Origin of the sequence: Paradesulfitobacterium ferrireducens (assembly GCF_017310645.1) — a bacterium.
Lineage (GTDB): Bacteria > Bacillota > Desulfitobacteriia > Desulfitobacteriales > Desulfitobacteriaceae > Paradesulfitobacterium > Paradesulfitobacterium ferrireducens.
This window is the reverse complement of sequence record NZ_JAFLRH010000042.1, coordinates 1-25,767: the sequence shown is the minus strand read 5'-3', so window position 1 is coordinate 25,767 and position 25,767 is coordinate 1. Positions and strand designations below refer to the sequence as shown.

Annotated in this window: 19 protein-coding genes; 2 read left to right on the top strand and 17 right to left on the bottom strand. The window is 44.3% G+C overall.

Going from position 1 to position 25,767, the window contains the following annotated elements; translation table 11 throughout:
• Nucleotides 1-82: 82 nt before the first annotated feature.
• The 3 genes from J0X21_RS14780 to J0X21_RS14770 form a co-directional block, all read right to left on the bottom strand.
• Nucleotides 83-412 carry a thioredoxin family protein gene (locus tag J0X21_RS14780; RefSeq protein WP_206812982.1) on the bottom strand — a complete coding sequence of 110 codons (330 nt, stop codon included), beginning with the start codon at nt 410-412 and terminating at the stop codon, nt 83-85.
• Between the two features lie 105 nt (nt 413-517).
• The gene (locus J0X21_RS14775) at nt 518-766 is read right to left on the bottom strand and encodes a hypothetical protein (RefSeq protein ID WP_206812981.1); all 249 of its coding nucleotides are present in this window, start codon (nt 764-766) and stop codon (nt 518-520) included.
• A 19-nt stretch (nt 767-785) separates the two neighbouring features.
• Nucleotides 786-2,042 carry a DNA polymerase Y family protein gene (locus J0X21_RS14770; protein ID WP_206812980.1) on the bottom strand — a complete coding sequence of 419 codons (1,257 nt, stop codon included), beginning with the start codon at nt 2,040-2,042 and terminating at the stop codon, nt 786-788.
• A gap of 233 nt (nt 2,043-2,275) precedes the next feature.
• Here J0X21_RS14770 and J0X21_RS14765 point away from each other — a divergent pair, with 233 nt between their 5' ends.
• The gene (locus J0X21_RS14765) at nt 2,276-5,377 is read left to right on the top strand and encodes a sensor domain-containing protein (protein WP_206812979.1); all 3,102 of its coding nucleotides are present in this window, start codon (nt 2,276-2,278) and stop codon (nt 5,375-5,377) included.
• Between the two features lie 47 nt (nt 5,378-5,424).
• On the opposite strand, the gene J0X21_RS14760 is transcribed toward J0X21_RS14765, so the two are convergent.
• The 9 genes from J0X21_RS14760 to J0X21_RS14720 all read right to left on the bottom strand — a co-directional run bounded on the left by J0X21_RS14760 (nt 5,425) and on the right by J0X21_RS14720 (nt 19,115).
• Nucleotides 5,425-5,604 (bottom strand): hypothetical protein, encoded by a 180-nt coding sequence (locus tag J0X21_RS14760; protein ID WP_206812978.1) that lies wholly within the window; start codon nt 5,602-5,604, stop codon nt 5,425-5,427.
• Between the two features lie 89 nt (nt 5,605-5,693).
• Complete coding sequence (locus J0X21_RS14755) at nt 5,694-7,016, bottom strand: HD-GYP domain-containing protein (protein ID WP_236006290.1); 1,323 nt, start codon at nt 7,014-7,016, stop codon at nt 5,694-5,696.
• Between the two features lie 151 nt (nt 7,017-7,167).
• Entirely contained in the window at nt 7,168-11,481 is a 4,314-nt protein-coding gene (locus tag J0X21_RS14750) for a non-ribosomal peptide synthetase (RefSeq protein ID WP_206812977.1), read from the bottom strand.
• A 340-nt stretch (nt 11,482-11,821) separates the two neighbouring features.
• Nucleotides 11,822-12,736, bottom strand: a complete 915-nt coding sequence (locus tag J0X21_RS14745; protein ID WP_206812976.1) for an ABC transporter permease — start codon at nt 12,734-12,736, stop codon at nt 11,822-11,824.
• Entirely contained in the window at nt 12,736-13,797 is a 1,062-nt protein-coding gene (locus tag J0X21_RS14740) for an ABC transporter permease (protein ID WP_206812975.1), read from the bottom strand. The genes J0X21_RS14745 and J0X21_RS14740 overlap by 1 nt, the downstream gene beginning before the upstream one ends.
• Nucleotides 13,787-15,319: an ABC transporter ATP-binding protein gene (locus J0X21_RS14735; RefSeq protein WP_206812974.1), complete on the bottom strand. Its 1,533-nt coding sequence runs from the start codon at nt 15,317-15,319 to the stop codon at nt 13,787-13,789. Before J0X21_RS14735 ends, J0X21_RS14740 begins: the two co-directional genes overlap by 11 nt.
• Before the next feature lie 80 nt (nt 15,320-15,399).
• Nucleotides 15,400-16,419: a BMP family protein gene (locus tag J0X21_RS14730; RefSeq protein WP_206812973.1), complete on the bottom strand. Its 1,020-nt coding sequence runs from the start codon at nt 16,417-16,419 to the stop codon at nt 15,400-15,402.
• Nucleotides 16,420-16,589: 170 nt separating this feature from the next.
• The gene (locus J0X21_RS14725; protein ID WP_206812972.1) at nt 16,590-17,384 is read right to left on the bottom strand and encodes a response regulator transcription factor; all 795 of its coding nucleotides are present in this window, start codon (nt 17,382-17,384) and stop codon (nt 16,590-16,592) included.
• A 9-nt stretch (nt 17,385-17,393) separates the two neighbouring features.
• Nucleotides 17,394-19,115, bottom strand: coding sequence for a cache domain-containing sensor histidine kinase (locus J0X21_RS14720; protein ID WP_206812971.1), 1,722 nt, complete (start codon nt 19,113-19,115; stop codon nt 17,394-17,396).
• A gap of 282 nt (nt 19,116-19,397) precedes the next feature.
• Here J0X21_RS14720 and J0X21_RS14715 point away from each other — a divergent pair, with 282 nt between their 5' ends.
• Nucleotides 19,398-19,877: a hypothetical protein gene (locus J0X21_RS14715; protein ID WP_206812970.1), complete on the top strand. Its 480-nt coding sequence runs from the start codon at nt 19,398-19,400 to the stop codon at nt 19,875-19,877.
• 815 nt (nt 19,878-20,692) lie between these two features.
• Here the strand turns inward: J0X21_RS14715 and J0X21_RS14710 are convergent.
• From J0X21_RS14710 to J0X21_RS14690, 5 genes are all read right to left on the bottom strand, one after another.
• Nucleotides 20,693-21,679, bottom strand: a complete 987-nt coding sequence (locus J0X21_RS14710) for an SDR family NAD(P)-dependent oxidoreductase (RefSeq protein WP_206812969.1) — start codon at nt 21,677-21,679, stop codon at nt 20,693-20,695.
• A gap of 340 nt (nt 21,680-22,019) precedes the next feature.
• Nucleotides 22,020-22,904 (bottom strand): 3-methyl-2-oxobutanoate hydroxymethyltransferase, encoded by an 885-nt coding sequence (locus J0X21_RS14705; RefSeq protein WP_206812968.1) that lies wholly within the window; start codon nt 22,902-22,904, stop codon nt 22,020-22,022.
• A gap of 155 nt (nt 22,905-23,059) precedes the next feature.
• Nucleotides 23,060-23,572 carry a trigger factor gene (locus tag J0X21_RS14700; protein ID WP_206812967.1) on the bottom strand — a complete coding sequence of 171 codons (513 nt, stop codon included), beginning with the start codon at nt 23,570-23,572 and terminating at the stop codon, nt 23,060-23,062.
• Between the two features lie 129 nt (nt 23,573-23,701).
• A complete protein-coding gene (locus J0X21_RS14695; RefSeq protein WP_206812966.1) occupies nt 23,702-24,532 on the bottom strand; it encodes an SDR family NAD(P)-dependent oxidoreductase in 831 nt (276 codons plus the stop codon).
• Nucleotides 24,533-24,600: 68 nt separating this feature from the next.
• Nucleotides 24,601-25,155, bottom strand: a complete 555-nt coding sequence (locus J0X21_RS14690) for an MFS transporter (protein ID WP_206812965.1) — start codon at nt 25,153-25,155, stop codon at nt 24,601-24,603.
• Between the last annotated feature and the right edge of the window lie 612 nt (nt 25,156-25,767).

The following is a 25,767-nucleotide window of genomic DNA, read 5'->3' as shown; positions in this document are numbered from 1 at the left end:
ATTGGGTGAGTAGTGAACAAAAGAAATAGCCTTCATCTAACTTTTTCAGCAGATGAAGGCTTGTTACAAGTATAAGTTGATGCTACTGAAGGGTGATGTTTTTCCCCGGGGGTGCGATCGCATGGGCCACATTTTCAACAGAAAACTCAACTACCGCTTTGACCGGATTGCCCTGCTTAAAGACCACGATGATCGGGGTGTTCTCTTCCGTGATTCCGTAGTCCCCTGCCGTTTCCTGGCCCGTGATATCCATGGTGGCTGAGGCTACATTCCCATGTCCTTCAGCGAACTCTTCCATGACTTTCAACATTTGCTCCTTATGTTCCGCCCCAGGATGATAGAAGCCGACGGCCGAATAAAAACTGCCTGTCACAAAACTCTGGAAATCCTTGTCATTTAACTGTCTCAGCATTTGAACCTCTCCTCTCTCTGTAAGATTATTCCTTAACCATAGCATAAACCCGCTCTCTTCCAATGTCAATGGTATACCGTATCCAGGCATACCACAAAAATAGTTCTACATCTTGAATAAAAACCAGCGGGAAGTCTGGACTTCATACTTCAATTCAAACGGCCTGAGCTGCCCTTCGATTTCACTCTGGCAGCGATAGATTTTCATTTTGTTTCCCGCCAGCTTTTCTTCCGTAATATGACATACCTGCTCTACTCTAATAACCTCTCCGTCGACCCGGAAGCGGATCGGCCGCAGCAAGCCATCGCAATTAAACCAGGCGATCATTTCAATCGGCTTCATTAATATTTTCATCCGCGGTCACCTCTTGACTTCATAACAGGCTGGTCATCAGCGGGTATTCCTCATTTTCTATGACTCCGCCGGTTAAGGCGCGCAGCCCGGAGTGGAGAAAGGAAGAGCGGTAAATGGTGTGCGGCCCGTACTTAACCCGGATGGCATCCAGCGTCCGGTCGAGCTTGCGCTGCTTGTCATAGCTTTTGGTAAACAGAGCGGTCTGGATCAAATCATTTTGGGAGAATTCTGTGACCCGCAGGCCCATATGCCTTAAAGGTTCATTTTGCCACATCTCATCAAAAAGCTCACAGGCGGTTTCCCATATTTCTTTCGTACAATCTGTAGGATTTAAGAGTTTGCGTTGATGAGAGTAATCATAAAACTCGTGGGTGCGGCAGCTTACGGAAACCACTCTTCCCTGCATCCCGGCCTGGCGCAGACGGGTGCCCACCGTTTCAGCCAGGGATAGAAGCACCCGCTGAGCACTCTCCCTATCGTCCAAGTCAAATGAAAGCGTGGTGGAGTTTCCTATTCCTTTCATTTCAAGCGCACCCTGCGGCTGAACTGGGGAGTAGTCGATACCGTTGGCATAGTTCCAAATGAGCAGGCCGTGACTTTTAAGGAATAGCTTCAGCCATTCAGGATTAGCCTTGGCCAGCTCTCCAATGGTTCGGATCCCTCGGGAATATAGCTTTTTCGAGGTCGCCCGGCCCACCATAAACAGTTCCTCCACCGGGAGGGGCCACATCTTCTGAGGAATTTCTTCCGGAAAAATGGTATGCACCTTATCCGGCTTTTTTAGCTCAGAAGCCATTTTAGCCAGGAGTTTATTCACGGAGACCCCGACATTGACGGTAAAGCCCAGCTCATCCTTAATCCGGTCTTTGATGGTATAGGCTGCGGCCACTGGATCACCCGCAACCCATTCCATGCCGGAAAAATCGATAAAGCATTCATCGACCGAAAAGCGCTGAACCAGGGGACTATATTCCTGCAAGATCGTCACCATGGCCTCGCTGCACTGCCTATACAGCTCGTAATGAGGCGGAACAACCAGCAGTCCGGGATACTTCATTTTGGCGGAGAAGAGGGTCTCACCCGTTTTAATATTGAACTTCTTCGCCGGAATCGATTTGGCAAGCACAATCCCATGGCGCGAAGCCTGATCCCCGCCAACCACCGAAGGCACGGTTCTAAGGTCAAGCGCCTCGCCCTGCTGCAGCCGATAAGCGGCCTCCCATGAGAGGTAGGCTGAATTGACATCAATGTGAAAGATATAGCGCTGCCCGCTCATTTCTTTCCTCTCCCGAAATGTGATATTTTAAGTATACTCATTTTATCAGAACATATGTTCCATGTAAATGGAACATATTGTCGCCTGGGGCGTGTACAATATGTTCCCTATTAATTTGCGTATGCTCAGCCAAACATCCGCGAAATTAGCAGGAATTAAGACTGATTCCGCGAATTATGTAGGTACATTGTAACTGAGCAGTCATTATATTCGCTAGAGAGGACTGAAGGATCTTGAACTTTATCCGCTTGCCTAAGATTGGGAGGCAGCCTGCTGACAAGGATAAAATACCCCGTTTGTCCCCCTGGCCGATTACCTTCATTTATACTTTGCTCAGCGTTCTGTGGGTTCTTTTCTCTAACCGTCTGCTCGCCCTCATTATTACCGATCACAAACTTTATGTGGATTTAATCACGCTTAAGGGCTGGTTTTTTGTTGCTGTCAGCGCCTTGTTGCTTTATGTTTTGCTCCATAAAACAGCCCGCCGCATAACCGCCGCAGCTGATTCTGTCGAAAAAAATCTCCAAGACCTGGAGGATGCGTACCTTTCCCTGGAAAATGCGCATGCGGAATTAGAAGCAGCTTCGAGTGAACTGGCTGCAGCCCAGGATGAAGCTGCCCGCCGCCTCCAAGAAATAACTGAACGCGATGCCTATCTGAAACTGGTTTATGACGGTATCTCCGCCGGACTTTTGCTGCAAAATGAAACAGGCCAGGCCGTGCAAGTGAATCAATCATTCTGCGACTTGTTCTTCGAAGACCCCCGCAACTCACTGAACAATCTCTCTGGCTGGCCGGAAGGAATATTAAGCACGCCTGACGGAACACCATTTTCCTGGTCCGCTCTTCCCGCACGCATGACAAGCGCTGTTGAACGCAGCCGGTCTCTGGAAGCCTGTTTTGAGCATCCGAATCATCCTAAGCGTTGGTTTTTGCTTCATACTGACCGGCTGACGGCACCTAACGGCGCGCTTCAATATCTAAGCACCTTTATGGAAATCACCGAGCAAAAGCGTTTAACTTTACAGGAAGAGATTCTCTCCGGCATCGACCGCTTGCTCCTGGCCAACGAGCCGCTCAATGTCATTTGCCAATTTATCTGTGAGCATTTTGTCGAAGAATTAGGCTATCCCGGAGCCTGGATGGGGATAAAAAAAGAGGATGGGTCAGTGGATCTGTGCGCCCAAGGAGGGGTATTAAGCGGCCGCGCTTTAACAGTGCGCTGGGATGAGTCTCCTTTCGGCCAGGGGGCTGTCGGATTGGCTATACGCACCGGGGAACCGCAGCTCTTTTACGTTCCCGGACATCCGTTATTTGCTCCCTGGGCTGAGTTTCTGTCGGAGCACCGGCTTAAGTGGGTTTTCGCCCTCCCCCTTGAGCAGGAAGATGCGGTGAAACTTGTACTTGTGCTCTACGGCAGGGCGGAGGAGTGCTTCTCTCCTGCTTGCCGCCTGTCACTGCATAATTTTGCCCTGAAGATGCGCATGGTCTTGGCCTATGCCTTGGAGCAAGAACACCTTTTCCGGCTGCGTTTCCTCGCAGATCAAGTCAATGAGCTTATGTTTACCATCCGCCCGGACGGCCGTATTGTTGAAGCCAATGCTGCTGCGGAACGGATTTACGGGATTAAGCGCACAGACTTGGTTAAGATGAGCATGCAGGATCTCCGGGATCCCGATACCTTGGATGAAGGGCCGGCGCAAATGGCAAAAGTATTAACCGAAGGTTCCATTCTTTTTACAACCCGCCACCGCGACCAAGACGGCAACCTGATTCCTGTGGAAGTAAGCGCCCGGGCTGTCTCAGGGAAAGAAGGAACTCACATTCTCGTGGTCATCCGGGACATCCGGGAACGCGTGGCAGCGGAAGAGCAGCTGGTGTATCAGCAACAGCATGACGCTTTGACCGGACTCCCCAATTTGCTTCTCTTCCGCGAACATTTAACTCAAGCTATTACCTTAGGCCATCTCGAGCAGAAATTGGTTGCCGTCCTGGCCTTAAACCTTGATCGTTATAAACTGATCAACGATACATTCGGACATAGCCAAGGAGATATCCTCTTGCAAGAAATTTCCCGCCGCCTGCTTAAAGCCTTACCGCGGGAAGCCACTCTTGCCCGCCAGGGAGGGGATGAGTTTCTGGTTCTGCTCCCTCTGGTTGAGAATGAACGAGATATCGCCAGAACCACCGGCGACGTCCTTACTGCCTTATCCCAGGCTTTTCAGCTTGAGGGCAAAGAGCTGTTTATCAGCGCCACCGTCGGCATCAGCATTTATCCCACCGACGGCGGCAGCACTGAGACTCTGCTGCAGCGGGCCAACACTGCCCTGCACCACGCTAAAGCCAACCGGCCCGGCAGTTTCAGCTTTTTCACCGTTGACCTTAACGCCCGCTTTTCCAGGCGTTTAGAACTCGAAATCCACTTGCGCCAGGCTTTGGAAAATAAGCATTTTCTTTTGTATTACCAGCCGCTGATCAATCTCCAAGACGGGAACCTAACCGGAGTGGAAGCGCTTATCCGCTGGCAGCCCCCGGGGCAGGAAATCGTCCCTCCGGACATTTTCATCCCGGTGGCTGAGGAAACCGGCTTGATCGTGCCCATCGGGCGCTGGGTTCTGGAAACGGCGTGCCGTCAGATTCTGCTATGGCAAAGCGAGAACCTGCCTGTGCCCAAAGTGGCGGTAAACCTCTCGGCCCGCCAATTTAACACTGGACTAACCCGCCCTAAGTCCCCCGCCTCTATAGGCGGCGGGTGCCAAAGGGCGGTTAAGTCCAGTATGGACTCGACTAACATTCAGAGGGGGGGAACCCCCCCTCTGAATGAAGTCTCGTTCAACGAGCCGGACTTAGCCCAGACCATAGCCGGCATTCTGGCCCAGACCGAGGTCACGCCGTCAGCCCTTGAACTCGAAATCACAGAAAGCATGCTGCTTGAGAATGAAGATCAGGCGCTCGAACTTCTGAATGAGATCAAAAAGATGGGTATAACCGTAGCCATCGACGATTTCGGCACCGGTTACTCTTCCTTTAGCTATATGCACCGCTTGCCTGTGGACAAACTGAAAATTGACCGCAGCTTTACCACGGACATCGTCCAAGACAGCGGTGCCAAAGTAGTTATCGGCATTATTCAATTGGCCCACAGCCTGGGGCTTAAAGTCTTGGCCGAGGGCATAGAAACCCAGGAACAATTTGAGTTTTTCAAAGCCCATCTCTGTGATGAGTTCCAGGGCTACCTGGTCTGCCGGCCCGTGCCTGCTGAAGAGCTGACAGAACTTCTGCGCAAAGGGACTTGGCCCTGGACGATGGCCACGGTCGCCGCACAGGCCAAGTAAAAGCAACGTTTCCCCGCCGGTAATGCTCACTTCATCAAAGGCGGCAATTAAAACAACAAATACTGCAGCTCGCATTGCACTTCAAGGCTGGTCGTCTGACAATTCACTCGCTTTTTCAAAGTCCTCAGCGGATAACGTCGGCGTACCGGATCATAGAGTTTATAGGCCCCGGCCCGCACCGGCAGCAATGCCACCGGACATTCATTCTCTTCCAGATATGCATACAAGCAGGATAATCATCGTCGGAACAGCTGCGATCCATAACAAGACTTTTGGATTGCGAATCCAATTATTGCTTCCCTAGCTAAAGAAATTTTTATCTTTCTTGTACAAGCAGATTATTCTTCTTTGTACTAAACAGAGAAATAAAGGTTTGTACCAAAAACGGATCAAATTGCGTGCCTGCACACCGCTGTAATTCTTCTAATACTTGCTCAAACGTTCCTGCTGAGCGGTAAGGGCGGCTGGAAGTCATGGCATCGACCGTATCGGCAATACTAATAAGACGAGCGAGGAAAGGAATATGCTCTCCACGCAAACCGTCCGGGTAGCCTTCTCCGTCGTAGCGTTCATGATGATGTCGAATAATCGGCAAGATATCTTTGGCGAAGTTTAACTTGGAGCAAATAGCCTCCCCCCGCTCCGGGTGGGATTTCATAACTGACCATTCTTCGATGGTTAAAGTGCTTGAGCTTTTCAATATCGAATCCGGAATACCAATCTTGCCAATGTCATGTAAAATGGACGCCTGGTAGATCTTAATTTGATCTGATTCACTTAAATTCAAGTGCCGGGCAATCTCTAAAGCATATTTGCTTACGCGCTCAGAATGCCCGTGTGTATAAGGGTCCTTTGACTCAAGCGCAAGCGCGAGTGTAAAAATAATGTTCTGAGATTCGTCCAGCGCAGACAGTGATTCCTGGAGTTTGTGATTGGTGGCTCTGAGCAGTTGGTTGGCTGATTCGAGTTCTCCTTTCTGATGTTCGATCATTTTCTTGCTTAGAAAGTCCTTAACTTTAGCGTAATAAAGAATGAGAGAAAGAAACCAGGCAACGACCACAAGTATTGTGCCATTGGCATAATGCCCTCTTAAGATTGCAGGGTTTTCTTGAACTATTGTGATACCAATGATAAAGATCAAATAATTTATCAAATAAATTCCAAGGCTTGTTAAGGGCTTAAAATGGTTCATGACCGCAATTAAATAGACACCAATTACAAAGACTGTGATCTCACCATGGATGCGCTGATCAATAATTGCAGTAAACGTCGAATTCAAAGTGATAAAATAAGCAAACGCCATAACAAAGAATAATGGCTTGCGTGTATGCTTAAAATGACTCTTTTTATCTATGTTTATTAAAACAACCAATATTACAGGGACAATTACCATGGAAACATGGGTATAGAATAAATATTTATACCCGGGGGAGGATGCCCAAAGACCTTCTTGCCTAAAAATAATATCTATAAAGATTAAAATAACTGAAAGAAATATCGTTACTAAACTTATGTTTTTAGAACGGTAAAAATTCATGTTAATGAGTTCATGGTTAAACTCATCTTGTATATTATCAGGAATTTTTCCGGGCGTATGACCCATTAAAATAAAAGAAAATAGTTTATTTTTTAAGGACATTCCTTATACCTAACCTTCCAAAAAGTTGAAACGATTTCATTTGTAGTTATTGCTATTTTTTCGACAAGTGTCTGCATTATCAAATCAATACTAACAATATACTACACGTCAGATTTTCAAACTTCAATAGGAAAGAAGGCTTAAAAATCCATTAGCTGACTAGCTGATCAATAAATCCAACTTGACGCATATAATTTAATATTTTTGAAAGATAATCCACATCGATCTCCGGCCAAGCGAAACCCACCTGATTCAAATATTGGATGGTAAAGGCTGAATCTACAGTAATAGAGTTATTGTAATTCAAGCTCTTATGAATGCTTAAATCTGATACGAGACCAATTAGCATATCCTTTCCTTCTTTGGTTTGGGATAGCCGGGAAATATGAGCGTTAAATTCAATGTCAGGCAATGTTTGAATTGGTATGTTCAATGCCTTTAAAAAACTCACAAGTTCGATTGCCTTAATCTTTTGATGATTGAACATATGAAATACTAAACCGTTCGTCTGGTTGGCTCTTATTATATTTACAATCCCTTTGGCACAATAGTCTACGGGTGTAAACTCTATGCTTTGATCGAAGAAGCTTTCCGGGATTGTTCTTAAAGCCACTAGGGATTTAATTCTGCGATAAAATGCATTTTGCTCAATGTTACGCTGAAATTTACCGTCTTGGTAGCAACCGGTCAGAATACCAACTCGAAAGACAGCTGCCCTTAATCCCTTTGTTTCCGCTTTATAGATCTCATTCTCAGCAGCAAATTTACTTCTGACATAAACATTGCTTTCGTAATCCTGCCCAATATAAAAATCTTCTTCCTCAAAAACTGCTTTGAGCTTATTCTCGTTGACCACAAAATCCCCTGATACGCTGATCGTGGAAATATGGTTTAATTTTTTATTGTATAACAAACAAAAATGAATGACTTCAAGAGTCCCTTGGACATTAATTTTCTCGAATTCACTGTAATCACCATAATGCTTGACCAGGGCGGCGCTGTGAATGACCGTTTGTACTTTTTGGGCTAGGTTTTCATATTCATTTTCAGTTAACCCAAACCGTATCGATGAGATATCCCCTTTGACTGTTATAATCCTATTTGTGAGATGTAATGGCAGTTCGGGAAAATAAAAACTCAGCGATTGATTCAATTTTTCTTCAGCCTCATCCCCCCTAACCAAACAGTAGATGTCGTTATCCGTTTGAACCAATAACTCCATGAGCAAGTATATCCCTAAAAAGCCTGTCGCACCTGTCAACAGGACATTACCGGTACCGGCTGGCTCGATCCTAATTTCTTTTGGCCTCACCCTTTTAGCAATATATTTTTCTTCTAATTCCTTTTGAGCTCTATCTTTATCAACTAGGAGCCGCCCTGAAATTTTTGAAGAGAGTTCCCTAATGGTTGGGCATTCATAGAAATCCTGAGCATTGAGTTTCCATTCATAAGATAAGGCTCCCGACATGATTTCCAGGATTGTTAAAGAATCTCCCCCCATTGCAAAGAGGCTGTCATCTATTCCGACCTTTTCCTTTTGAAGAGCTTCTGCCCACAACCTGGCGAGTATCCGTTCCCGATCATTTCTGGGAGCAACAAAAGTCTGTGTCAACTGCTCGTAATTCATTGAGCTGGGGTCAGGTAAAGCACGGCGGTCGATCTTCCCGTTCGGCGTCAGCGGTATAGTCTTGAGCCAAGTAAACCAAGCCGGAACCATGTAGTTCGGCAAAGTTTTCAAAAGATGGGACCTCAAACTTTCATTGCTTGTCATGGAATCGCCGGTTAAGTAAGCACATAGATGTTTTTTACCTGTATTGTCTTCTTTAAGCGCTACGACAGCCTCTTTAACCCCAGGATGTTCCAAGAGGCAAGCTTCGATTTCTTCCGGCTCAATCCGGAAACCTCTGATTTTAACCTGGTTGTCATTGCGGCCTAAGCATTCGATATCACCGTCTTCAAGCCATCGTCCCAAATCCCCTGTGCGGTACATGGTTTGCCCGGGTCTATATGGATTAGGCAAGAAGCGTTCTTCGGTTAATTGGGAGTTATGCAAGTAACCCAAAGAGACTCCATCCCCGGCGATGAAAATTTCTCCGACCGAACCAATCGCGACGGGAGAAAGATCTCCATTTAATATATAGATTTGAGTGTTGGCGATCGGTTTTCCGATTGTTATGTTTTCATACTGGGTAAGCTCTTTCATAGTTGCCCATACCGTTGTTTCAGTAGGTCCATATAGATTATAGATTTTGGCACGGGTAGCTTGTTTGAGACGAGGTAATAATGACGCCGGAAATTCTTCTCCACCAATTAATACGTGGGATAAACGGTTTAGGCCTTTATCGTTCTCTTGCTCATTTAATATGAGTTTCATCCTTGATGGCGTAGTTTGTAACACTTCAACTTGGTGTTTAGCAATGAGGCCGAAGAGGTATTTAGGTAGGGTTTGTTCTTGCTCATTGGCAATAATAACCTTCATTCCTAAAGCCAAAGGCAAGATAGTTTCTAAAAAGAAAATATCAAAGGAAACGGTCGTTAAGGATACAATGGTTTTATGCTCAAGATTAATTTGGCTGGCGATACCATTAATAAAATTGCATAAGGCACGGTGATGAACCATAACCCCTTTGGGCTTGCCGGTCGACCCCGATGTATAAATCACATAGGCTAAGTCATCTATATTAGCCTTATGCCTTGGATCTAAGCTAGCATGGTCAGAAGCATAAACTGATGAGTTACTCAGCGAAATATTGAAAAACCGGCAATTTCTGTCTGTGCTTATTCCAGGGTCATCCCTGTCCGTAAGCGTGAGGCTTGTATGGCTCTGGTCGAGCATATAGGCGATTCTCTCGCCAGGGTACCCTGGATCCATAGGCAGATAAGCCGCCCCGGCCTTCAGAATCCCAAGAATCCCGATGACCATTTCTAACGAGCGGTTTACCAGCAGTCCCACAATTGAGTTGTGTGTTACCCCTTGACTATGGAGATAACGGGCCAGTTGATTAGCCCGCTCATTCAGTTCACGGTAGGTCAAGCTTTGATCTTCAAAGACGACGGCCGTGTGATTGGGCGTCTTTATTACCTGTTCTTCAAACAGCTCGGATACGGTCTTCGCCTCGTAAGGCAGCTCTGTCTGATTGAACTCTACGAACAGCCTATGTAACTCGTCCTGGGACACCATCTGCAGCTCCGAAAGCTTCTTGCCGGGGTTGTCCAGAGCGTCTGCCAACAGGTCGCACAGATTGTGATGCATTTGATCTATGTCTTCTTCACGGAAGACTTCGAGCAGGTAGTCATAATACAACACCGGTATACCGGTATCATCCCAGTCACTCACACCGACCGAGAGCGAGTTGGGCTGTGCGCCAGGGTAATTCCAGGCACCCTCATATTCAATGACGGAATCTATCTTGACGTTCCAGTAATTAAGCGTCACATCCACCAGCGTTCCGGAGAACTGATGCTTTTCCCGGAAATCCTTGAGGATATAACTATGAGGATAGCGCTGGTACCTCATGAACTTCTTTAGTTCACCGAAGGAGTGCCTGACAAAGGCCGGAAAATCCAGGCTTGAGTCAACATAGATTCTGGTGGGAATATTATTCATAAACATTCCCGCTGAGTTCTTCTCTCTTTTGCCGGAGCGGTTCAAAATCGGGGTTTCAATTGCGATATCTTTTTTATTGCTTTTCTTTGCCAGGTATAAAGCTAAAAGCGCATAAAAGACACTGAACTGCGAGACATTATTGGACTCGCAAAAACGTTGTAGTTTCGAACTCAAGGGCTGGGACAGGACAAAACTTTTTCTTTTGCCGGCCAAGCTCTTAAAACCTTTATGATCGGTGAAGCTTATAAATTCAGGAACGGTGTCAAAGACACCTGACCAGAATTCCTTATGCTTTTGCAACCGTTCTGAGGCCAGGTATTCCAGTTCATCATTAATATGTTCTATAAAGGATGGCTCCTCATAATGATCCGTCTTGATATTATTTATGAGTTGCCAGTATTCTTTAAGTGTCTTTTCGATCACCACAACATTTCCCCAGGCGTCAGTAATGGCATGATGAAATTTAAAGTAACAGATGCTTTTTTGCTCACTTAATTTGGCCATGGCAAAGTCAAAAAGGTCGGAGTCGATTATGGCAAATGGGGTCTCCGTCATTTTCCGCTCCCATGCTTCATAATCTGATTCACCGTTTTCATAGCTGAAATCCAGAATATCGTAATATTTTTTCACAAATTCGGCAAAGTATTGCTGCGGCATGCCGTTGTGATTGACTAATCTGATGCGAAGTGCATCATTATGTTCTCTGACTAAGTTAATGGCCTCGTTCATGAGGGCAAAGTCAATTTTTTCGCGGATAATCACAGTGGCCGAGGAAACAGCCTGGCTCGTCCCGGGATATAGATTATCGGCGACCCAGATGGACATCTGGGCATTGGTTAAGGGATATAATTTATTCAATCGTAGATACCTCCATATAAGAAAAGTGTCAATACCTATCCATTTGGATACTTTTAATCACAAACTGAAATAGTTAAAACATTTCAAAAACCGGAATGTTTCTGCGACATACCCGGCAAATTCTTTCTGCGTCATCATTGTGCCATACTAATTCTCCAACCACAAGAGCATGATTCAATTTTTATACGGTCTCTCCTAATCCCCCCACCAACAAGAAGTCATCTCTTTTGGAGATGACTTCTGTGCGCGCGAAATATTCCGGCCGGCTTTTCGGGAGATGTGATGAGTCCGGAATTAAAATACGACCTAGGCCGCGTAGCCTAGGTTAGAATTTTTTTAATCAATTTTCTTTTATATAAGGAACTCCCAGTTTTGCAGGTACACTAAATGATTTTCTGGAAACGGTTAAAATAATCGTCATGATATAAGGGATAGCAATAAACAACTCATTTGGGAATAACGCATTGTTTCCTATAGACTGCATATATATTGCGATTGCTTCGGCAAATCCGAAAGCCAGAGTACCGATAACTGCTCCTTTTGGATTCCAATTTCCCAAAAAGCAAATAGCAAATGCGATCCAGCCGCGTCCGCCAATAATGTTTGTACTGAACATGCCCAAAAAGCCAATCGAATAAAAAGCACCGGCCACCCCGCCCATAACACCTGCCAAAAGCACTGTAATAAAGCGAACAGTAAGCACATTAATTCCTGCAACATCTACCGCTTCCGGATTCTCACCCGCAGATCGTATCGTCAGACCGACAGACGTTTTATATAGCATGAAATACGACAGCGGTGCCAGCAAATAGATCGCGTAGGTTAATATATTCTGATTGAACAGTATTTGCCCGATTACCGGGATTTGCGAAAGCAGTGGAATTGGAATGGTTGCTAACGGATTAACGGTTAGCGGAGTTATTGGAACTCCGAATATCACCCGATACAAGAATGCGGAAAGCCCCACTGTCAAAATATTCATTGCCACTCCTGTGACAACTTGATGTTGCTTTAAATAAATGCAAATCCATCCATACAAAGCGGCAACCAACAAACCGGCAAGAATAGCAGATATAAATCCAACGGTCAAACTGCCGCTTAAATACCCTCCGACAAAACCGGCCCAGGCTCCCATTAAAAAGATACCTTCAATGGCAGTTACCATCACACCTGCTCTTTCTGCTATTACTTCTGCTATGGCCCCAAAAAGCAATGGCGTCCCCATCATTATGGTTCTACTTAACAAATTGATCATTATACCGCCGCCTTCTGTAATTTGCGTTTTTCCCGGTTATTTTCCAAACGGGTTCTCACAAAATAGGCTAAAATTACAAATACCATCACAAAACCTTGCATCAATTCGATGATACTTGAAGGTATTCCTGACATCTGCCCCATTATGGTACCGCCCACCTTGAGCGCACCAAATAAGGTCGCAGCAAAAATTATGCCTATCGGGCTGCCATTGGCTAAAATCGCAATCCCAATGCCCGCTGCCCCGATATCGGAATTAAAGCCTTGTACCAACATATGTTGTACACCATTGACTTCGGTAAATCCTGCAGCTCCGGCTAATGCTCCGCTGATAAAAAATGCCAGAACATAGAGTTTCTTTGCATTGATGCCTGACATGCTTGCGGCCCTTGAATTATAACCTACGGCCCGGATGCGATAACCCAAAGGAGTCTTGTAAAGCAGAATCCAAACTCCAATACAAGCTAGCACTGCCAAAACAAAACCGATATGCAGCCTGGTGCCTGGGATGATGCGAGGCAGCCAGACGGAAGCTGCGAGCGCGTCGGTTTGAGGGTATTCGCCTTTCGTTTCCATTAAAAAAGTTCGCAGCAGATAATTCATAATTGCCAATGCTACATAGGTCGACATCATGCTAACCAAAAATTCATTTGAATTATACCTGGCCTTTACAAAGCCAATAAATGCGCCCCAAAGGCCGCCGCCGACAATCGTAAGAAGCAAAGTGATGATTAGCGCCAGCCCACTAGGCAGGATGTTCTGAAAAAACAAGGAACCGGCGGCTGCAATAACCGCACCAATGTAAAACTGCCCTTGGGCACCGATATTATATAAATTAGCTTTGTAGGTAAAAGCAAAAGCTAAGGCCGTAAACATTAACGGCGTTGCTTTTACAAATATATCAGCGAAAGTATATCCGTCACGCACTACGGACGTTATGAGTACAGCATATGCGCTAACGGGGTTTTTACCAAGAAAAAGGAGCATTAATCCGCTGGCAATGATCCCCAAAACAATTGCTAGAATGTTGGTGATCAGTAGATCTTTTAGCTTAGCATGCATCTTGGCTCACCTCTTCTACTCGAAATCCAGCCATTAAAAGACCAATTTTTTCGGTGGTAAGCTCAGCGCGGTTAAATATGCCTTGGATTTCTCCCTTGTACAAGACAGCAATTCTATCAGAAAGGGCAAAAATCTCCGAAAGCTCAGTAGATACTAGTAAAATACTTTTTCCTTTAGCACGTTCATTTAGAATAACTTGATGAATGTGGTTAACCGCGCCTAGATCTAATCCTCTGGTGGGCTGATCAAAAACTATCAGCTTGTCCCCATTATCAACTTCCCGCGCCAAAATTACTTTTTGTTGGTTGCCGCCTGATAAGCCATGGACAATTGTCTCCGGCGAAGGAGCCTTAATTGAGTATTCCTGGATTTCCTGCAGTGCGTATTGATTAAGCCTTCCTTTAGCAATAAATCCGCGTTTTTGCCATTTTCCGTCATAACTGCTTTTCAGTAACATATTCTCGGCAATTGACATATCCATGATCATGCCATCCCTGCTTCTATCCGCAGGAACATAACCTATTCCCAAGTCTATCCTTGCCCGGATTTCTCTTTCAGTAATATCCTCCCCGTCCAAGAGAATGCTTCCGCTTGTTGGCAAAATAGCACCACACACTACTTCACATAGTTCCTGCTGACCATTCCCGCTGACGCCTGCAATTCCAAGAATTTCCCCCTTGTGCACTGTCAAAGAGATATTATTTAAGGACGGAACGTTGGTTTTTCCTTTAACGGTAACATTGTTTATTTCTAACCGTGCTTCCTGATCAACCTTTATCTGCTGGTCATCTTGGATTATCTCATTTAGCTCCTTGCCTATCATTAATTTGGACAGCTCTATTTCATCCGTCTCATCCCGTTTTATATCACCGCAAACCTTTCCCGCCCGCATGACAATAATCCGATCCGCGACACTCATTACTTCTTTGAGCTTGTGAGTGATAAAAATAACCGAATTACCCTGTGCGGTAAAATCTCTTACAAAGTGCATAAGGTTTTCAGCTTCTTGGGGAGTTAGGACTGCAGTAGGTTCATCCATAATTAAAAGATTTGCTTTTTGATATAAAGCTTTTAGAATTTCTACTTTTTGTTGAACACCTACTGCCAAGTCACGGATAAAGTCATTAGGATCAACATCAAAGTTATAACGCTCCGCCAGCTTTTTGATTTCTCCTTGATAAAACTTCTGTTCTATGATTCCGTGAACATTGCCTAAAATAATATTTTCCGTTACAGTGTGAGCGGGCACTAGGGAAAAATGCTGTTGTATCATAGAAATTCCAAGCTCCATTGCTTCCTTAGGGGAATGTATTTTAACCTCTTTCCCATCCTTGAAAATTTTCCCTTCGTCAGCCTTATAAAGTCCGTACAGGATTTTCATAATCGTACTTTTACCCGCTCCGTTTTCTCCTAACAAAGCTAAGACTTCGCCTCTTTGAATCGAAAAGGAAACCTCTTTATTAGCAATTACTTTTGCAAAGTATTTGCTGATTCCACTCAGCTCAAAAAAGGCTGCTTCCATAATGCCACCGCCTATTCAGAAAATTAGCGGTGCCTCTCGGAACCGCTAATCTCATTGATATTGTTTTGAAAATGCAATCTTTATTTGTTTGCAAACATTGAAGCAAAATCAATTTCACCTTTTTTAGCTTTTTCCATTCCTGCCGCAACTTTATCTTGGATGTCTTTGCTAAGATTCGCCGTGTAGACCGGCTTAAAGATATTCTCGGCGATTCCTGCCTCATGCACTTTATTGCCATCTAAGGTTCCGTTGAGATATTTTTGAACCGCCCAGACATAGAAGGTTTCAAAATCAAAAACCACTGAACCTACTACTGTATTGGGATCAATCGTTGTCTGGTCTCCTGAGAAACCGATGAACTTAACACCTTTTTCTTTGGCAGCCTGGATAGCACCTAAACCAACCTGGTTAGCGTAAACAAACATCACATCTGCACCGTTATCAATCATTGTTTGACCCATCTGTTTGCCTAAAGCGACATCATCCCAGCTGTTTGCATAGGCCCGAACTGCTTTGGCATCAGTAATTCCGCGCTTTTTAGCAATATCAACGGCTACTTTTTCATATACATCCAGCAAATGTTCCATTGCTTTATTGGGGAAACCGCCAATGGTGGCAAATCGGCCGTTTTTGGTGACTTCTCCGGCCATTAAAGCAGCTATATAACTTGCCTCATATTCTTTTGGGAAAATTGGCGCGACATTTGGACCGTTGCTAACCATGCCATTCACTACAGTAAAAGTTGTTTTAGGATAGCTCGCTGCAACCTTATTTGCCGCCTCATCAAATTGGGTACCTGCTGCCATGATTAAATCATAACCACGCTCTGCGTAATTTCTAAAGGTAGATTCATAATCAGCCGCCTGTACGTTTTCAACGTATTCCATTTTAGTGCCAAGAGTTTTATTGGTTTTAACCAGCCCGGCATAGTTTGTTGCGTTCCAGCTTTGATCATTAATAGGTCCGGGTAATATAAGAACCATTTTGTAGTCGCCCGCAGCTTTCTTGCCTGATTGGGCTGCCGTACCGCATCCTGCGAGTAAAAACAGCATGACTACAGACAAGGCAATTGCTGTCAGTTTGAACCTTTTCTTAACCATTCCCTTACCTCCCAATAAAATCTTATGCATGCTAAGAGCGTGCAAGCTCTCTGTTAAGTTAACTCAATTATTAAATAAAATCACAAGTTATGATAGTAACAGCCATGTCAAATTACTAACACTATCTTGATTTTGCAAGGCATTGACTGTCATTTTTTTGACATTTTGCACTATTTTGCTTTATCCCCGTTTTTTCTCCGTTCATCCTCGGGAGTAATACCCATATACTTCTTATACAGTCTGGAAAAATAACTGGGATTCTGGTAGCCAACTCTAAAAGAAATCTCTGTAATTTTTAAATTGGTACGGGTCAATAGTATCTTTGCCTGCATCAGCCTGTAATTAATCAGATAAATACTAAAGTTTTCTCCGGTTACTTCCTTAAACAATCGGCTGAAATACTCAGGGGACCGATAGACCTGGCTTGCGACGTCTGCCAGGGAAATGGCCTCATTATAGTGCTCATGTATATAATTTAATGCCCCCTCAATAAATTTATGGTTTTCGTAATGATCACCGGAATACTCTGTCAGGGTATTTTTTGCAGTACGTTCCAAATGACTGAAAATTCCTTGTCTGTCACGATGAGTATAGCGATCCTCTTCTATTTTTGCCAGGATCTCAATTAATTCAGAGCTTCTTAATTCAGACTTTAAGATGTATTCCTTAGCACCGCAGGATATGGCTTGTTTGGCATAAGAAAAATCAGCGTAATTTGTCAAAATAACGAATTCCGTCTGAGGCAGTACCTTTTTAATATTTTTCATCGCAGTAATTCCATCCATCTTGGGCATCCTGATATCTATAATTACCACATCGGGCTTCTCTTTCAAAGCAAGCTCATGGGCCTGCAAGCCATCTGATGCTATTCCGACAATTTCCAGGCTATCCTTTTTATCTTTCAAACAATAGTTCAGCCACTCGCGAATCGGCAACTCATCGTCTGCAATGATTATTCTTAGCATAGTTTCCCCCTAAACATAATGCCGCAATTTAAGTATTACCTTGCTCCCTTCCGGCTCATTCTGCTTAATGGTCAAACCGTAGGCTGCCCCACAAAGAATTCTGATTCGTTCATGCACATTTAAAATTCCTACCCTGTTCATTTGAACCTCTTTATTAAAGATCTCGGTAACTTTCTCCTGGCTCATTCCAACTCCGTTATCAGAAATTGTGATATATAAATCCTGGTCTGCTAATTTAGCTTCAACCTTAATCACAATCAGTTTGTTTGCCTGCAAACCGTAAAAAATAGCATTTTCGATAATTGGCTGAAGTATAAATGAGGGGATCTGAGCATCTAAGGTATTTTCGTTCAGTAAAAATTCCACTGTAAAGGCGTTCGCATATCTCATCTTTTGCAGGGCTATATAGTCCTCCAAATGCTTAATCTCATCTCTTAACTGGACGAATTCATTGACACGGGACAGCACCCTCCGCAGCAGCTTGGAAAAATGATAAAGCATCTCCTCTGCTTCTTTGCTCTTACCCATTTCAACATAAAAGCGAATAGAGCTTAACGTATTATAAATAAAATGCGGGTTGATTTGAGCTTGTAAAAAATCAAGCTCCAGTAATCTTTTTTGACGTTCATTGTTAATGTTTTCTTCAAGCAGATAATTTACGCGATGAATTAGCTCATTAAATGAAATAGAGATTTCGGAAAACTCCCTGTAGCTACTATCCGGAATTTGAATCGAAAGATTTCCGCTGTTGAACTCAATCATTTTGTCGGTTAGTAAATCTAAAGGTTGTGCAAGTTTTTTTGCAACAACGCTCAGTGCCACACCTGTGAGTAAAATACATATAATCCCGAAAGCTATTAAAAACAGCTCAATTTTTCTGAGAGGCAGCATAGCACTTTTCAAAGAAATAGACTCTACAATATACCAATTATATCCACTAATAGGATGGAAAATGTAGAGTTTATTGCCTTTTAAATAATAGTTATTCAGCTGATTTTTGTTATCGGCTTCAATAAAGCTATTAAGTGTTTGATTGATTTGCTCTTTATCCTTGTTAGAAATAATCACACCGTTGCGGTCAACAATTGAGAAATCTTTTTCGTCATTTGTTAAACGAATGTAATTGTCATCCAGTAGTTTTTCATTGACATTTAATAGTAACAGTCCATAAGTTTGTTGAGAATCATATGCTTTAACCTTTCTAACTACTTGAAAAAAATAATTAGATTCCCCAGTTGACTTATAAGAGGATTTTGTGGGAAAAATTGTACTGTCTGTACCGTTCTCCAGTGCTTTGCTATAGGTGGCCATGTCAACCTCCTGATTGGATGACATGGAATACGAGGTGGAATAGGTATTACCGCGGCTGTCGATCAAATGCGCATCAATGAGCATGGCCGTACTAGGATAGGACCAGATGTAGCCGGTCATAATTCCTTCGATTCTCTGCGTCTGATCCTTGCTGACGCTCTCTCCGTTTGAGCTTTTTTTTAATGATTCAATGATACTCGTATCATATGCAATGCGGCTGGCTAGAACCTGAACATCTTTTAATTCCAGGCCGATTCTGATTGCAATCTGCTGGAGCATGCTGGAATTTAGCTGAATTACTTCTTTCATTATAACTGTTTCGGCATACTTATAAGTCGAAAAACCTAAAAAGATAATTAGGCATTGAAGGATAACAAAAAGACTTATAAACAACTGAAAAATTAAGCTCTTTTTTTTCATTATTAGCTACCTTAATTCGGGTATTTTAGTGTAACTAACTAATTTAAACGGCATAATGATAAAAGAGGCAGCTACAGCAACCAGCCCTAGTCCTGCCTATGCTTATCGTACTATATCCAAGGGTGTTTGTAAATTCAAGCAAAAAGTTATGGACAGTAATAGACTGCGAATTTGATTTTTCAACTTTAAGACATGTAATAAGTTTAGAATATAATTTTGGAATTTTGTAAAACTATTTAAAGAAAGTTCCCAAGCTTAAGTAGCAGAAGCCAAGGAGGACCAATGACAAATACGCTTTTCTATCCAGCCTACATATTAATAGCATTTATTATTGTACTTTTAACTATCCCCAAAAAAGATCTTAAAGAATATTTTATCTACGGCGTACTTTTTGGTGGACTAGGTGATGTAGTAGTAGTAGCTTTATTTCAAAATCTACTTCACATTATCTCGTTCAAAAACGCTGGTATTTTCAATGTTTTAGGAGAAAATCTACTCTCACCACCTAGTTGGATACTCACTGTTATGATTTTTCTTCGCTTTTTACCACTTAGAAAAGTATTTCGATACGCATATGTTTTGGGTTTTGCTGTATTTAGTGTCGGATACGGTTATTTAGTTCACAATGTGGGATTATTTGATTTTAAACCCTGGTTTTATCCGTTCTTCGCTTACCTTACTTTTTTGTTCTGGTGGTCAGCTATAACTTGGGTATTTATCAAAACTAGTTCTCTTCTTTCAGAGAAACCTTATTTAAGATAAAATCCTAATCGACAAAATTTCCTATAGATTTAACGGCAACCAGGCTGTCATCGAAAAACTTAAGCAACTGAATTACTCATTTTACAACACCATATGCGGGTTGCGTGCCTCATTCAACAGAATCTGTGCCTTTGCGCGGGACAGAGGTGAGCTGTACTACATCACAAAATGAAAAAAGCCGCTCCACAATAACGTAGGAGCGGCTATATTACTGCATTTTCAGATAAATAAAATCACCTGCTGATAAAATCCTTTTTATCAATAGATGGTAGATTAGTTGTCTAATAACTCAATAATTGATACAAATTAATTATTCACCTGCTCTTTTTCAAAGGGGGGTGCATGATATTCTTCATTCCGCGATCTGCTTAAACTGTAAAACTCTCTCTGAGGAAAACCACCGTCTCAACGTGTGTTTTGGTTGCAAGATGATACTGAAGCGCGGAATTAGAATGCTTATACCGGGGGTCTTTTTAGGGAGTCGGGGGGTCGTGGAATTACTTCATTTTATACTTTCACGCAAGATTTAATTTAATAATGTCATTTCCCTTTAGCCCTGTAGCTTGATTCATGGCATAAAAAAACCGCCGAATACCTTACCAGGGAGTTTTTCTACGTTTTTTCTGTACCGAAAACCTTTTGAAAATATGAAGCTCCTTACTTCTGCTAGTTTTGTATTACTATAAAACGAGAAGAACGATGCTGGGTTTGCAACCGCACCGTTCTCTGTAGGAGCACTCATTTGCTCCCCTAGAAGGTAAATCCTATTCGGATTATGCCAAACCAGTAGGGTAACTAATGAGATTATTTGGTATTTACCACAAGCGGACGCTGGCGGGAGCAACATAATCCTTGCCTAGCAGCTGTTCGCGGAAGGCAACCTCCAGTTCGTCGATAGTCCAAAGTTCACCTTTTTTCGAAATTTCGGAAATGAAAGTAGGATTGGAATAGAGCTTGACAACACCGGAGGCGTAAATCGAGAACACAGAACCGCTGATGTAAGAACCTTGCTCTGTGCACAGGAAAGCGATTACGGGGCCGATGCCGACCGGGTCGCCGTGGTTTTCTTCCACTACCTTAAGGACGTTGGGGTCGGGTTCTTTGCCAGTGATATTCTTCACGTTACGAACCATTGCATTGTACTCTACAGCGTGTGCGGGTGAAGCGCCTTGGGGGCAAAAAGCGTTAACTGTAATACCATAGTTCCACAGCTCTTTGCCGGCAGCCCAGGTCAGGCCGACAATTCCGGCGGTAGAAGCGGAGTAACCGATGTTATCGGGTAGGCCGGTCCAGGCTTCGGAACTAGTGTTGACGATACGGCCATAGCCCTTTTTGATCATATACGGCACGGCAAAATGCATCAGGTTAAAAGCGCCCTTTTCCCTGACATTGGCAAGCAAATCCCATTTGGCTTCATCGGTCGAGAGGACGGAACCGGAACCCATTCCGGCAGCGTTGTTAACAATGATATCGATACTACCATAGGTATCGAGCGCTAAATTCACCATCTTCTCAGCGGTTGCCCAATCGGAAACGTCGCCATAAAAAGGAGTAGCTTCGCCGCCCTCCATATTGATCAGCTCTGCAGTGCTCCCTGCGTCGCCTGCCAGTTCAAGCATTTGTTTATAATCTTCATCAGGGATGTCCCCCTTTTTGTATTTTTCCATGGTGCCAGAACCGGGCTTTCTGTTGTTGGTAATGACCTTGGCTCCTTCACGCGCCAGATAAACAGCAATACCCCTGCCAATACCCTGGCCGGAACCCGTTACGATTGCTACCTTACCCTCTAGTCTCTTGGTCATATTAATTTCCCCACTTTCATTAAAAATCTTCTGCACCTCCAATTAAAGATGAATGGGGTGCATTTTCTTAATAGGGGTTGCATATTTGCGAGGCGGTGCGATCCTTCAGATCGTCATTGACCAAAGTTCAACTAACAGCAACTACCACTCTTATCTGAACAATCGCAACTTGGCTCAGTTCCAGTTAACCACCCTTAATTGCATATTTCAGAAACATCCGGACACCGTAACGGAATTATCCGGACAGCATTTCGGCAACATCCGGACACTTGTCGAGTCAAATTGTAAATTACTTAGGGTAAAAGATTATGCAAAAAGAATTTTGCTAGAGGGGCGAAAATCAGATCTTCTCGATCGCATTCAGGAACTTATCGAGCTCCCTCTCGTCCATGTGAAAGCCGTGCTTATCCTCAGGATATACGCCGGTACGGACATCGTTGGCCCATGCGCTGTATGCGCCAGCGGCCCACTTAAAGAAGTCACCATAGACCTTCGCATGAGAGGCCAGATGGGGCATCATGTTGAAGGTGTCAAAATCGACCATCTCGCAGCCATCGGCGGCGCCGCCTGCGGCGATGGAGATCACGGGCACGCGCAGCTTCTTTGCTATGGCGTTGGTGACTTCGATCGGAGTAAGCTCGATGGTCATGGCCATCATACCGTTCTCCTGATATTCATAAGCCATACGGAAGACCTTCATGGCGTCCTCAGCTGTCTGACCCAGACGCTTGTAGCCGCCATGTCTGCTTGTCTGCCAGCCGGACAGCGCGCCCACGTGACCGAAGACCACCAGATGGTTATCAGTCATATACTTTAAGGTTTCGTTGTTAACGCCCATGGGGAGCAGGGAGTCGGCGCCTTCGGCCATGTACAAGGAGCCATACTCCAAAGCTTTTTCCTTGGAGGCAAAGGTAGGTGTCTGCATATAGAAGTTTATGTGGATAATCTTCGCGGCGGCACGGACGGTGCGGATCCACCAGGGTGCGTTCGCGATCGACATTGCGGTGTTCTCGGCGGGAACAGTCAGGCGGCAGATGTCGCAACCGGCCATCTCAGCGGCCATGGTAAAATATTGGTCTCTGTTGGCGGGGCACATCTGAACGATCGGGGTGCCCTCGTCCTTGAGTTTCTGCAGATAGGCGATGGACTTGCGTCCTTTCTGCATCTTGGACGCCTTAACATTTTTGTCCTCCGTTTTGATCTCAATATCCTTTTCTTCTGCCATTATTGTTTCTCCTTTCATTTAATATTTGTTTACCAATATCGTATTAACGATAGGTCAACCATTAATAAAATATACAACAGCTACTGAAAGCAAATACACAGATACATGTAGTTTTTGTGGGGTCATCCTTAGCACACAGGCGGCAGCAGCGTCCCTTATTTGATTACAGCGTTGGCATAGACAAAGTCGATTGCCTTCCTTACCAGCAAATCATCTTTCAGCGACTCCAGATCCTCGCCGAGAAAATCCTTCACCATCTCGATCGGCATTTGCTGCCGAACAGATATGGCCTTCGCCTCTACCTCCAGATCTTCTTTGGTTACTTCAAAGTTCTCTGCTTCTATAATTCCCTTGAGCACCAGTCTGATCTTCACCAGCTTGAAGGCTTCTTCTCTGAACTCTTCCATACGATCGGCCATATCATCCTGCATGAAGTCGAAATACCCGCTGGATGACATGCTCTCGTATTTCATCTTATGTTTCAGCTCAATGACCATCATTTTGACTTCATCGTCGACCAGATCTTGCGGAACCTCGATGTCATTGGCTTCCAGGACCTTATCGATGATCGCATCCTTCAGCTGCATTTCTGCGTTTTTGGCGGACGGCGCGTTTTTAACTCGCTCGACTTCAACGCCCTTGTAGTTCTTCTCTGCTATCATCGGCATCTGTCCTTTTTCTCCTTCTATTGAAAGTTCCATTCTATATTCAACCGACTGGTCATGCCTGCGTAACCGCCGCTAGAGCACTCGAATAGGCCGAGGCTCCTCGTCCATCGGGAACGGGGGTAGTTTAAATTAACCGAGGCAGATACCGCCGTCGATTCTCAGCGTACCTGAATTCATGAATGCAGATTCATCACTTGCAAGATACACTGCACCTCCTGCGATGTGCTTAGGATCAGCTGCAACATATCTTTCTGTGACCCATTCTCCAGTCAGGATCCAGTCGCGAGAGCTTTTGTTGTAGCCGGTACCACGATGGATTGCGGCACCTTTGTTGGCCATGGCCTTCGCACCCCACGCAGAATCGCTGGTGATCGCGGTCATAAAGGGACCGGGCTGGATGGTGTTAACGCGGATTCCGTTACGGCCATATTCGAATGCCATACATTGTGCCAGAGACTCAACACCGCCCTTGGAGGCTATGTATGCAACACCGGCAGTGCTACCTTGCACGGCGCCGTTGGAGGTGACCAATATCATACTTGCCCTGATTTCGTTAGGAAGGAAATACTTCAGGCAAGCACGGGAAATCCTCATTGAAGCGGTTAAATTGATTGCAATAACATAGTCCCAGTCTTCGTCCGTCACTTCTTCAGCAGTGGCGAAATAGTCCATACAACCAGCGAAGTGCGTCAGTACGTTGAGGGAGCCGAAAGCTTTAACAGCTGCCTCAACAGCTTTGTCGCAGTCTTCATTGCTTGTAATACTGCCAGTAAAGGTTACCAGGTTTGCTGCAAGGCCCATTTCCTCAACTTCCTTCTGCAGAGCACCCAAACGTTCGCCTTTATTGTCCATTGCAACAATTTTACAGTTTTCACGAAGATATTCCAGAGCAGTTGCTTTGCCCATGCCGGATCCGGCACCGGTAACGATAGCGATTTTCCCATTCAATCTGTTAGCCATAGTAAGCACTTCCTTTCAATATTTTTATAGTTAAAGCTTATGTTATCTAGAATTAGGTCGTATTTTTTCTACCTGAACTTTTTTAGTGCTTCTTTTGTGAAGAACTCGCCGGGTTTCCTGTCACCCTTGGATTCTAACTTCACGAGCAGGACGGACTTGTCACCCTCAAACGGTGCAAGCTTGCCAAGCGAAAGAGCAAGAACAAATGTGGCAAGGAAGACAACGACTGCAAGCGCGCCGGGGAAGTCAAACGAAGCTGATGTAGAAACCATTTGCTTTGTTTCTTCTTTCGAGACTTTAACACCAAAGAAGACCAAGATGCCGGCGATCAGGAATAACGGTCCAATCACGAAGAATGGGACACGCCAGCCAGCCGCCTGCACCAGACCGCCGACCAAGGGGCCGCCAACGAGCATGCCGATACTCTGCATCGTGCCTGCGAGGCCGAGGAAGACGCCGGCCTGCTTCCGGTCATAGATATCACGGATTGTGGAATAACTGAGGACATAGATCGCGGGGCTGTATAAACCCAGGAAAACGGAGGGGATGATGATAGTCCACATGCTGCCAGCTAAACCACGGGAAAAGATGATGACACCGGCGAGGAAAGGATACAGCGCCAAGCACGCGTTTTGAGGAAGGACTCTTTGCGGCGATAAAACCGTACAGAGGCATCCCAGCTCTTGGTTTTAGGTGTACGAATTATATTGGGTGCACTTGCTTCTGCCATGTAATCTGCCCCCTTTCAAATTTGGTTTTTCGGGCGATCAATTTTAATAATTCTAATTATAAAAATCTCTTGATTAATATCCATACATAAAACTGTGTAATCTAACAAAACCGCGGCCCACTGGGATATTGAAAATTCGATTTTTAATAACTTGAAACGTGAATGTGGCTTAGAGCATTGCTGTTAGCGTGGCGGAAACGCCATAAAAGCAGTGCTCTCTTTGTTCTTTATTGCATCGAATATGATGCAGCTATTCTCAGTAAGGCGACTGAGAAACCATTTCACAACTCAACGAGAATGGTAAGGCTTATATTGAAAGGACTATATCGGCTGAAGTATCGAGCAGACTTGATTTTTAGCAGTTCATAGAAAATGTGCAATTTAAAACCCAAGTTTGGCGTAAAAAATTTCCAGTACCAGTCGTAGCAAGGCTTTGAGGCATACATCAATAATATTTTTGTCACTACAACGTATTTTCCAAAGATTTTGTTATCTGTTTTAATGC

Bases quoted from the DNA above. Each gene is read 5' to 3' on its own strand.
- J0X21_RS14780 (WP_206812982.1), bottom strand. From the start codon at position 412: ATGCTGAGACAGTTAAATGACAAGGATTTCCAGAGTTTTGTGACAGGC.
- J0X21_RS14775 (WP_206812981.1), bottom strand. From the start codon at position 766: ATGAAAATATTAATGAAGCCGATTGAAATGATCGCCTGGTTTAATTGC.
- J0X21_RS14770 (WP_206812980.1), bottom strand. From the start codon at position 2,042: ATGAGCGGGCAGCGCTATATCTTTCACATTGATGTCAATTCAGCCTAC.
- J0X21_RS14755 (WP_236006290.1), bottom strand. From the start codon at position 7,016: ATGTCCTTAAAAAATAAACTATTTTCTTTTATTTTAATGGGTCATACG.
- J0X21_RS14745 (WP_206812976.1), bottom strand. From the start codon at position 12,736: ATGATCAATTTGTTAAGTAGAACCATAATGATGGGGACGCCATTGCTT.
- J0X21_RS14740 (WP_206812975.1), bottom strand. From the start codon at position 13,797: ATGCATGCTAAGCTAAAAGATCTACTGATCACCAACATTCTAGCAATT.
- J0X21_RS14735 (WP_206812974.1), bottom strand. From the start codon at position 15,319: ATGGAAGCAGCCTTTTTTGAGCTGAGTGGAATCAGCAAATACTTTGCA.
- J0X21_RS14730 (WP_206812973.1), bottom strand. From the start codon at position 16,419: ATGGTTAAGAAAAGGTTCAAACTGACAGCAATTGCCTTGTCTGTAGTC.
- J0X21_RS14725 (WP_206812972.1), bottom strand. From the start codon at position 17,384: ATGCTAAGAATAATCATTGCAGACGATGAGTTGCCGATTCGCGAGTGG.
- J0X21_RS14720 (WP_206812971.1), bottom strand. From the start codon at position 19,115: ATGAAAAAAAAGAGCTTAATTTTTCAGTTGTTTATAAGTCTTTTTGTT.
- J0X21_RS14715 (WP_206812970.1), top strand. From the start codon at position 19,398: ATGACAAATACGCTTTTCTATCCAGCCTACATATTAATAGCATTTATT.
- J0X21_RS14710 (WP_206812969.1), bottom strand. From the start codon at position 21,679: ATGACCAAGAGACTAGAGGGTAAGGTAGCAATCGTAACGGGTTCCGGC.
- J0X21_RS14705 (WP_206812968.1), bottom strand. From the start codon at position 22,904: ATGGCAGAAGAAAAGGATATTGAGATCAAAACGGAGGACAAAAATGTT.
- J0X21_RS14700 (WP_206812967.1), bottom strand. From the start codon at position 23,572: ATGCCGATGATAGCAGAGAAGAACTACAAGGGCGTTGAAGTCGAGCGA.
- J0X21_RS14695 (WP_206812966.1), bottom strand. From the start codon at position 24,532: ATGGCTAACAGATTGAATGGGAAAATCGCTATCGTTACCGGTGCCGGA.